This window comes from Peterkaempfera griseoplana, from assembly GCF_001418575.1.
Taxonomy (GTDB): Bacteria; Actinomycetota; Actinomycetes; order Streptomycetales; family Streptomycetaceae; genus Peterkaempfera; species Peterkaempfera griseoplana.
The window spans coordinates 1-8,935 of sequence record NZ_LIQR01000311.1 but is presented as its reverse complement, the minus strand read 5'-3'; the positions used below and the strand labels follow the sequence as shown (position 1 = coordinate 8,935).

Below are 8,935 nucleotides of genomic sequence, written 5' to 3'. Positions count from 1 at the left end.
AAATGTGTATAGTAGACAGCCCGGGTACGGCCGCGGGTGGAGCCGGGGCGTCCGGGGCGGCGACCCTGGTCAGCGACACCGCGCACACCTTCAACTCCGGCTGGAAGGAGACGGGGTCCACCGCGTCGCTGGTCACGGCGTTCACACAGCGGTACTCACCGAAGAGGTCGTTCCAGTGGAACGGCGCGAAGCAGCACCCCGGCTGCACCCGATCGGTCACCACCGCGGGCAGCACCGCCCGCCCGCGCCGTGAGGCGACCTCCACCGAGTCGCCCTCGGCGATGCCCAGCGTCCGCGCGTCCTGCGGGTGCAGTTCCACGAACGGCCCCGGGTTGAGCCGGTTGAGCTTGGCCACCCGGCCCGTCTTGGTCAGGGTGTGCCACTGGTGCTGCAGACGGCCGGTGTTGAGCACGAAGGGGAAGTCGTCGTCGGGGAGTTCGGCCGGCGGCAGATGCGGGCGGGCGTAGAAGACCGCACGGCCGCTGCTGGTGGGGAAGACCGGACCGCCGTCCTCGCCCAGGTAACGGATCGGATTGCGGTCCGGTCCGTCCTCGGTGGCGGCCGGCCACTGCACGGGAGTCCGCCGCAGCCGCTCATAGCTGACGCCCCGCAGGTCGTAGCCGGTTGCGGGGTTCCAGGCCTGCTTGATCTCCTCGAAAACCTCCTCGGCGCTGCCGTACGAGAACCCCTCCTCGTACCCCATCGCGCAGGCGACCCGGGCGATGATCCGCCAGTCCGCCATCGCCTCCCCCGGCGGGTCCACCGCCTGCCGGGCCAGGGTGAGGTTGCGCTCACTGTTGACCAGGACGCCCTCGCTCTCCACCCACATGGCGCCCGGCAGCACCACGTCGGCGTAGGCGTTGGTCTCGGTCTCGGCGAAGACGTCCTGGGTGACGACGAACTCCGCAGCCTCCAGTCCCTCGATGACCGTCCTGCGGTTGGCCACCGAGGCCACCGGGTTGGTGCAGATGATCCAGCACGCCTTGACGGCACCGTCCGCCATCCGCTGGAACATCTCCACGGTGCCCTGTCCGACCCCGTCCCGCCGGACCGTGCCCGGCTCCAGCCCCCACAGCTCCTCGACGAAGGCGCGGTCCTCGTCCACCAGCACCGACCGCTGTCCCGGCAGCCCGGGACCCATGTAGCCCATCTCGCGCCCGCCCATGGCGTTGGGCTGCCCGGTGAGCGAGAAGGGGCCGCTGCCCGGGCGGCAGATGGCGCCGGTGGCCAGATGCAGATTGACCAGGGCGTTGGTGTTCCAGGTGCCGTGGGTCGACTGGTTGAGCCCCATCGTCCAGCAGCTCATCCACTCGCCCGCGGTGCCGATCCACTGGGCGGCCCGCCGGATGTCCTCCGCCGGGATCCCGGTGATGCCGGCGACCGCCTCGGGCCGGTAGTCCGCCAGGAACCCCGGCATCGCCTCCCAGCCCTCGGTGCGCTCCGCGATGAACGCCGGATCGGTGTGCCCGTTCTCCACCAGTTGCTGCAGCAGCCCGTTGAGCAGCGCCAGATCGGTACCGGGACGGATCTGCAGGAAGAGGTCGGCCTTCTCGGCGGTGGCGGTGCGCCGGGGATCGACGACGATCAGCCGGGCGCCCGCCTTCACCCGCTCCATCATCCGCAGGAAGAGGACGGGATGGCAGTCGGCCATGTTGGAGCCGATGACCAGGAAGGCATCCGCCCTGTCGAAGTCCTGGTACGACCCGGGCGGCCCGTCGGCGCCCAGCGACAGCTTGTAGCCGCTGCCCGCACTGGCCATGCACAGACGGGAGTTGGACTCGATCTGGTTGGTCCGCACAAAGCCCTTGGCCAGCTTGTTCACCAGATACTGCGCCTCCAGGCCGAGCTGCCCGGAGACATAGAAGGCGACCGCGTCCGGCCCGTGCCGGTCGATGACGGCCCGCAGCCGCCGCGCGGTCTCCGCGATCGCCTCGTCCACTCCCGCCGGCTGCGGCTCGTCACCGCGCCCGGCCCGCACCAGCGCCGTTCCCAGCCGCCCCGGCGCGGAGAGCATGTCCGCGGTGGTCGCGCCCTTGGTGCAGAGCCGCCCGTGGTTGGCCGGGTGCTCCCGGTCGCCCGACGCCTTCAACACGGTGCGGCGCCTGTCGGGGCCGGTCGCCACATCGAGGACGATCCCGCATCCCACACCACAGTACGAGCAGACCGACCGCACCCCGGCGGTCGTGGTCCGCGGGTCCTGCGCGGTCACGGGCAACCCCTCTCCTACGGCGGCTCTGTCAACGCCGACCGTACGAACCGACGGTTACGCGGGTGTCACGCTCTGCCCCAACCCGGGGTTACGCCCACCACACAAGTGGGCGCCGGGCCCTGTGAGCCCGGCGCCGGAACCGGGTCCACGGCGGGGACGAGGGGCGCGGACGCCCGGCACGGCGTACGGTCGGCGGTCTCGCCGGCACGGCCGCGGCACGCCGGCCACGGTCCGGACGGCGTAGCCTGGACGGGCCGGTAATGCCGTCCGGGGGGGGATATGGCGATGCATCAGGGCGTGATGTCACGGGGCCTGCGATTCGGACTGCGGGTCGGGAGCGTGTCAGCGGCGGTGTGGGTTGCGCTGTGGCTGGTCGGCACAGTGAGCTCACTGCTGAGAGGGTCGGGACGGGAAGCAGTCGCGATCCTGGGCCGGGGGCTGCTCAGCGCCGGGGGCAGCCTGGCGACGGGGGCACTGCTGGGCGTGGCCACCGGTGCCGCGCTGGCGGTGGCACCGTCCCGGCTGATCGCCCGCGGCACCCTCCGGTGCACGCTGGCGGCGCTGGTCGGCGGGGTGGTCTTCCTCGGTGAGGTCGCGGTGGTCGCCGTCACCTCGGACGGCGGTTACGGGCCGGTGCTGCTCACTCTGGCGGCGGTTCCGGTGGTGGCCGGGACGACGGCCGCGTACAGCGGGGACATCGCGGGGCACACCCGGAGGCACGCCTGGCTGCGGACCCCCGGCGCGGCCCGCAGCCTCGCCGCTCTGCTCTCCGCACAGGGAGGTTGGCGCAGCAAGGCGCACCAGGCTCTGAAACTGCTCTGGTGACCCGCCCTCCCCGGCCTCATGCCGTCGGAAGCGGTGCGGACCGCCCCGGTCGGCCCCTCCGGGCGCCGACCGGGGCGGTCCGGCACGCGACACGGGCGGCCGTCACTCCTTGGCCGTCACCACGGTCACCGGCCGGACCCTCAGCGCCACCCGCCCGGGCAGGGCGGTCGCGACGAGTGCGAGGAGCCCGGCCACCGCGACCACGGTGGCGTACACCAGCGGCGTGACCGCGGGCGCCGCCCTGCCCGTCATGCCGATGCTGAACGAGGTCAGCACCGCCAGCGCGATGCCGCTGCCGAGCGCGGCGGCGAGGAGGAGCACCGACAGCGCCTCGGTGCGCAGCATGCCCAGCACCTGACGGCGGGTCGCCCCGGCGAGGCGCAGCAGCGCGAACTCACGGACGCGCGCCGAGACCGACATGGCGAGCGTGTTGACCACGGCGATGGCCGTGAAGGCCAGTACCAGCCCCATCGCGACAAAGTTGACCTCGGCGTTGGCCTGCTGCCGCTGCGCCTGGAGGGAGTCGGCGTCGCCCGGCGAGAGCACCACCAGCCCGGGGAGGCCGTGCAGCGTCCCTGCGAGCTGGGCCTGCGTACGTGCGGTGCCGACCAGGACGGAGGAGGCCAGCGGGTTGTCGACATGGCGGGCGATCAGGTCGTGGGCGAAGGTCAGGTCGCCGAAGCCGAGACCCCGGGCGTAGACGGCCGCGACGGTCACCGTGACGGGCGTGCCGTCGCCGAGGGTGAGCCTCAGGGTGCTTCCGGGCTTCAGACGGAGCTGGTCCGCCGCCAGTTCGCTGACCGCGACGGTGTGCTCGCCGAGGCCGCGGAGCGATCCGGCGGTGACGTCCGGGTCCCAGGTGCGCGCCAGGCCCTGCGGGGTGACGCCCTGGGCCGCGTACTTGTCGAGGCCCACCCGGACGGTGGTGCGGACCACCTCGGTGACCACGTCGTGGTGCGAACGCAGCCGCTGTGCCGCCGCGGCCGGGACGCCGGGACCCCGGGAGGCCACGACCCAGTCGGCGCGCACCCCCTCGCGGGCCTGGGCGCGGGCCGCGTCGCCGAGGGTGGGCTGCACGAAGAGCACCGTGCAGGTCATGCCGATGAGCAGGGCGAGCGGGGTGACCACGGAGGCCATGCGGACGGCGTTGCCGCGGAGGTTGGAGGTGGCGAGCCGGCCGCCGTGGCCGGTGAGCCGCAGCGGGCCGGCGAGCAGCAGGGCCGCCGCCCTGACCAGCAACGGTCCGAGCAGGGCGACGGACGCCGACAGGACGACCACGGCGAGGAACGTCACCGGCGTGGAGGCGGGCTCGGTACGCAGGGCGCTGAGCAGCACCACGAGTGCGGCGCCGCCGGCAAGCAGCAGCAGACCGGCGAGGACACGGCCCACCAGGGGCCTGGTGTCCTCGGACTGGGCCTCGGCGAGCGCCTCGGTCGGGCGGATCCGGGAGACCCTTCGGGAGGCGATCCTCGCGGCGGCCCAGGCGCCGAACAGGGTCGCGGCCACGGCGGCGAGCGGCGGGAAGACGCTGACGGTGCGCTGGAGCGTGACGGGCACGGCGCCCAGGGCGACGAACCTGTCGTACAGCCAGCCGCCCAGGGGAAGCCCCACCAGGGCCCCGGCCGCGCCCGCGGCCGCCCCGACGACCAGCGCCTCCCGCCCGAGCAGCCTGCGGATCTCCCCGGAGGTGGCGGCGACGGCACGGAGCAGGGCCAGTTCGCGGTGGCGCTGCTGGACGGAGAGCGTGAAGGTGCCGACGACCACCAGGACCGCCACCAGCAGCGAGGTGCCGCCCATCGCCCCGCCCATGCTGACCAGCCTGGTGCGGGCCGCGGCGGCGTCCAGGAACTCCACCGGGCCGCGGTCGCTCCCCGTGCTGACCTGGGCCCCGGTGTCGTGCAGCGCAGCGGACACGGCCTGCCGCAGCCGCTCCGGGGACGTACCGGGAGCCGGGATCACACCGAAGGCGGTGACCTGCCCGGGGCGCGCCGCGAGACGCTCGGCCTCCGCGGCGGCGAAGAACAGCGGCGTCTGGTGCACAACGGCCGCGTCGGGGGCGGCGATCCCGGAGATCCGGTAGCTGCGCGGGGCCTGCGTCGACTGGACGGTGAGGCGGTCGCCGACACCCAGGTGGGCGCGCGCGGCGAGGTACCGGTCGACGACGACGTCGGTCGCTGTCCGGGGCGCGGTACCCGTGGTGAGCCGGTACGGGGTCAGCGCGGCGGACTCCCAGGAGTGCCCGTAGGCGTCCCTGCCACCGGTGCCCGCCGGAACCAACGGCTCTGCGAGGAAGGTGAGTTCCGGAATGACCCGGGCGACACCGGGCGTACGGGCGAGGGTCCGGGCGGCACCGGCCGGGAGCCAGGCGCGCTCGGCGACCGGCTTGGCCTTCTGCTTGACCTTGGTCTTGCCCTTCTTGTGCTTGACCGTGGTCTGGTGGACGTTCTGGTCGGCGGAGACCACCACCGGCGCCGCGGCGTACCGCTCGGGGCGGATGGTGCCACGCAGCCCTGTCTCCAGCAGCGTGCCGCACGCGGTGATCAGGGCGGCCGCGCACATCAGGGCGAGGAAGGCGCCGAGGAAGCCCGCCTTGCGCGCGCGGACGGTCTTCAGGGCGTAGCGCAGCATCACGAGGGATCGGCCTCAATTCTGTGGTGTGCGTGGGGTGCGGGGTGCCGCTCCGGACCGGCTGCGGGGTCCGCGGCGAGGAGTGCGGGGAGCGCGCACCGGCGGCGCGGCTGGCCGGGCGCCGCGACGGCGGCGGATCCGACGGGGACCGCGCAGATGTGCTCTGCGCTGGCGGGCTGGTGTGCACCGGCTTCCAGTGGCATGCCTCTACGGTCGTCCGCGGACAGGCATCAGCGCATTGCGGCGGCCCGGCGTCCTCACCGGGGGGCTGTCCCCACCCCCGGACACCGCCCTCGCGTCGCCGCCGCGCGACGGCAGGGAGCCGTCCGCTCTCCTAGGGGAGAGCCGCCGGCCGCCGGGCCGGAGTCCCGACCGGACCGCGTGACGGACGGGTCTGACGGTCCGTGCCGCCGCCGAGGCCGATCCCGGCCGGCGCCGCCCGCACGGCGGAGGTGGTCCGAGGACGCCTTCGAGATCGTCTCCGTGCGGTGCCCATGAACAGCAGAAGGACGCCTCCGCCGGGGCGTCTTGGTCGGCGGCGTGCCGAGGGCCGCGCCGCGGGTACGGGCGGGGGCGGCCGACGGGTCCTCCGGCGCGCGTACGCAGCGGCGCACCAGCCGCGCGCCACGTCGGACGCGCGCCGCAGCGGGCGGCCGGGCATCCTGAGGGCGGAGCGCGGCGTGTACGGCATGCCCGGTCGAGTTGTCCCACTGAGTGAGGAGACCTGTGAGCGGCGAGCAGCGGGAGAATCGGACCGAAGAGGCCCGTGAGGCACTTCTGGAGGCGATCACGGTGTCGGCGCGGGGCATCGTGAAACAGGGCTTCGCGGCCTCCTCGGCCAGTGCGCTGAAGGACCTGGCCGAGGCGTTCGCCTTCGCCGTCACACCCGGCGACCCGCACTGAAGCCGGCGGCCGACCCGGCCGCAGAAATGTCCGCCCGTCAGCCGTCGGCAGGGACGCGCGCGGCGATGACGGTGACGTCGTCGTCCGGGAATCCCATGGCGTCGACCAGGGACGCGCACAGGTCGGCCGGGGGCCGATCGGCCAGGATCCCGGCCTCCCGGCACAAGCGATCCAGGCCGGCGTCCAGGGACTGCAGACGCGATTCGACCAGGCCGTCGGTGTACAGCAGCAGGGTCACGCCCGGCGGTAGCGGGACGGTCGCGGTGGGGCGTCGGGTGTCCGGCGCGACTCCGAGCAGTATCCCGTGCCCGTCGTGCAGCACGGCGGTGGCACCGCCGGGGTGGATCAACACGGGCGGCGGATGTCCGGCGCTCGACCACTCGAACCGCCATCCGCCGCCCGCCCGACGCAGATGACCGTAGACCGCGGTGGCCGAGTCGGCCACGTCCAGGTGGCCCATGGCCGCGTCCAGGCGGCGCAGGGTGCTCCCCGGGGGCTCGGCGTGGTCCACGGCCAGGGCGCGCAGCATGTTGCGCAGCGCGCCCATGCGGGTGGCGGCCTGCAGATCGTGACCGGCGACGTCGCCGACGGCCAGCGCCAGAGGCCCGTCGGGGAGGGGGAAGGCATCGTACCAGTCGCCGCCGATCTCCGCGCTGCGGTACGCGGGCCGGTAGCGGGCGGCCAGCTCCAGGCCCGTCACGGGCGGCAGGTCGGTGAGCATGCTGCGCTGCAGGATGGCGGCGATGTGGGCCTGCTCGTCATACAAGCGGATGTTCTCCAGGGTGAGCGCGGCCCGCAGGGCCACGTCCTCGGCCAGATCCACCTCCTCGCGGCTGAACGGCCGACCGGGGTCAGCGCGGGTCAGGCTCATGGCCCCGTAGGTGCGCCCGCGCAGCCGCAGCGGAACCACCAGCCCGGCGGCCGCGCCCGGGCCGGCTGCGGCACCGGTGAGGGTCCGGGTCGCTGACCCGCGCAGCACCCGGCCCAGCGGCTCGCCGGAGGAGACCGGGAACCGCTGCAGCCCGCCGCAGCGGACCGACTCCCGTCCAGTGGCTCGGCCACGGTCCGCACAGGCCACCCGCCGCACCCACCCCGGCTCCGCCGCCAGGTCCAGCACCGCCCGGTCGGCCAGGCGCGGCACCAGCAGACGTGCCAGGCGTTCCAGGCCCTCCTCCGCGTCCGCCGCCGACACCAGCGCCATACTCACCCCGGCCAGCCACACCAGCGCGGCGTTCACATCCTCGGCGTGCGCCAGCTGCGCCTCCTGCCGCGCCCGCGCGTCCTTCCGGGCGGTCACCTCCTGGAAGACCACCACTGCGCCGTCCACCCGCGGCCCCCGGCGCAGTGGGGTACAAGTCCAGGTGACCCGTAGCGGGGTACCGTCCGCCCGCGGGAACACCTCTGCCTCACGCCTGACCGGGCGCCCCGTGTGCAAGGCCTCCAGCAGCGGGCCCCACCCCGCGGACCGCAGGTCCACGGGCGCACGGTCCGCCTCCGCCGCCTCCTTCAGCACCCGGCCGGGCAGACTCCCCGCGCGGAAACCCAGCAGGCGCTCGGCCGCCGGGTTGCACAGCACCACCGCACCACTGGCCTCCAGGACGCAGACCCCGGCACCGAGCGCGCCGAACACCGTCCGGAAGCCGTCCGGATCCACCACCAGGCACGGCGGCTCACCCCTCGGAGCAGCTGCGGCGTCCTGCACGCCTCCAGTCTCCCCCGAACCCCGACAACGGTGCGAGGCCGGACCGACGGCGGGGACACAGCGACGCCACCACCACCGACGTCACCGATGACGCGGGGCCCGGATCTCTCCGCGTACGACCTGGAGGACTGGGGGCGGGCCCTGGACGCGCTCGCTGCCGGGGAGGACATCTCCTGGCTGGAGAGCGGACGCTCGCCCCGGATCCTCATCGCTCCGCGCGGTCGGAGCGGATGCAGCGAGGTGAGCATCTACGACGTCGCGGCCCCGCAGATCGTCGTCACGGTTCCCCTGGCGGTCCCGCCGACCTGGCTCGACGACCATCGCGCAGGACTTGGGCAGGTCAAGCGGGCCTTCGCTCTCGCACCCTGGCGTTCCGACCGCTGGGCACTGTCGGCCGCCTGGTCGTGCTCGGCGCGGGTCCCGGACATCTCCGGAACGTCTCCGCCGTTGATGTCAGCCGGTGATGTCAAAGGCCCCGGACCGATCACGGTCCGGGGCCTTCGCCCTGCTCACGCACGGAGCCGCGTGTCGGATTCGAACCGACGACCCTCGCTTTACAAGAGCGACGCTCTGGCCAGCTGAGCTAACGCGGCGCGGTAGCCGTCCGCAGCGGACCACGGCGGCACCGGGAGGAGTCTACCGGGGTGGGGGCGGTCGGTGTTCGGAAC

General features: G+C 74.0%; 5 protein-coding genes, 1 tRNA gene and 1 pseudogene. 3 read left to right on the top strand and 4 right to left on the bottom strand.

Features of this window, described 5'->3' with window-relative positions; genetic code table 11:
* On the bottom strand, positions 1–2,209 hold a 2,209-nt coding region (locus AOK09_RS22900; RefSeq protein WP_157876000.1), incomplete at its 3' end, for a molybdopterin oxidoreductase family protein.
* 351 nt (positions 2,210–2,560) lie between these two features.
* Here AOK09_RS22900 and AOK09_RS40325 point away from each other — a divergent pair.
* A complete protein-coding gene (locus AOK09_RS40325) occupies positions 2,561–3,034 on the top strand; it encodes a hypothetical protein (protein ID WP_055589113.1) in 474 nt (157 codons plus the stop codon).
* 102 nt (positions 3,035–3,136) lie between these two features.
* Here AOK09_RS40325 and AOK09_RS22890 read toward each other — a convergent pair whose 3' ends face one another.
* Positions 3,137–5,665: an ABC transporter permease gene (locus AOK09_RS22890; RefSeq protein ID WP_055589112.1), complete on the bottom strand. Its 2,529-nt coding sequence runs from the start codon at positions 5,663–5,665 to the stop codon at positions 3,137–3,139.
* A 723-nt stretch (positions 5,666–6,388) separates the two neighbouring features.
* On the opposite strand from AOK09_RS22890, the gene AOK09_RS40320 reads away from it, so the two are divergent.
* Positions 6,389–6,565 carry a hypothetical protein gene (locus AOK09_RS40320; RefSeq protein WP_157875999.1) on the top strand — a complete coding sequence of 59 codons (177 nt, stop codon included), beginning with the start codon at positions 6,389–6,391 and terminating at the stop codon, positions 6,563–6,565.
* A 37-nt stretch (positions 6,566–6,602) separates the two neighbouring features.
* Here the strand turns inward: AOK09_RS40320 and AOK09_RS22885 are convergent, their stop codons facing one another.
* Positions 6,603–8,267, bottom strand: coding sequence for a SpoIIE family protein phosphatase (locus AOK09_RS22885; RefSeq protein ID WP_079063341.1), 1,665 nt, complete (start codon positions 8,265–8,267; stop codon positions 6,603–6,605).
* A gap of 87 nt (positions 8,268–8,354) precedes the next feature.
* Here AOK09_RS22885 and AOK09_RS43755 point away from each other — a divergent pair.
* Positions 8,355–8,609 (top strand): annotated as a pseudogene (locus AOK09_RS43755) (DUF5959 family protein); the annotation flags it as partial.
* A 177-nt stretch (positions 8,610–8,786) separates the two neighbouring features.
* On the opposite strand, the gene AOK09_RS22880 reads toward AOK09_RS43755, so the two are convergent.
* Positions 8,787–8,860 (bottom strand) — tRNA-Thr (locus AOK09_RS22880).
* Between the last annotated feature and the right edge of the window lie 75 nt (positions 8,861–8,935).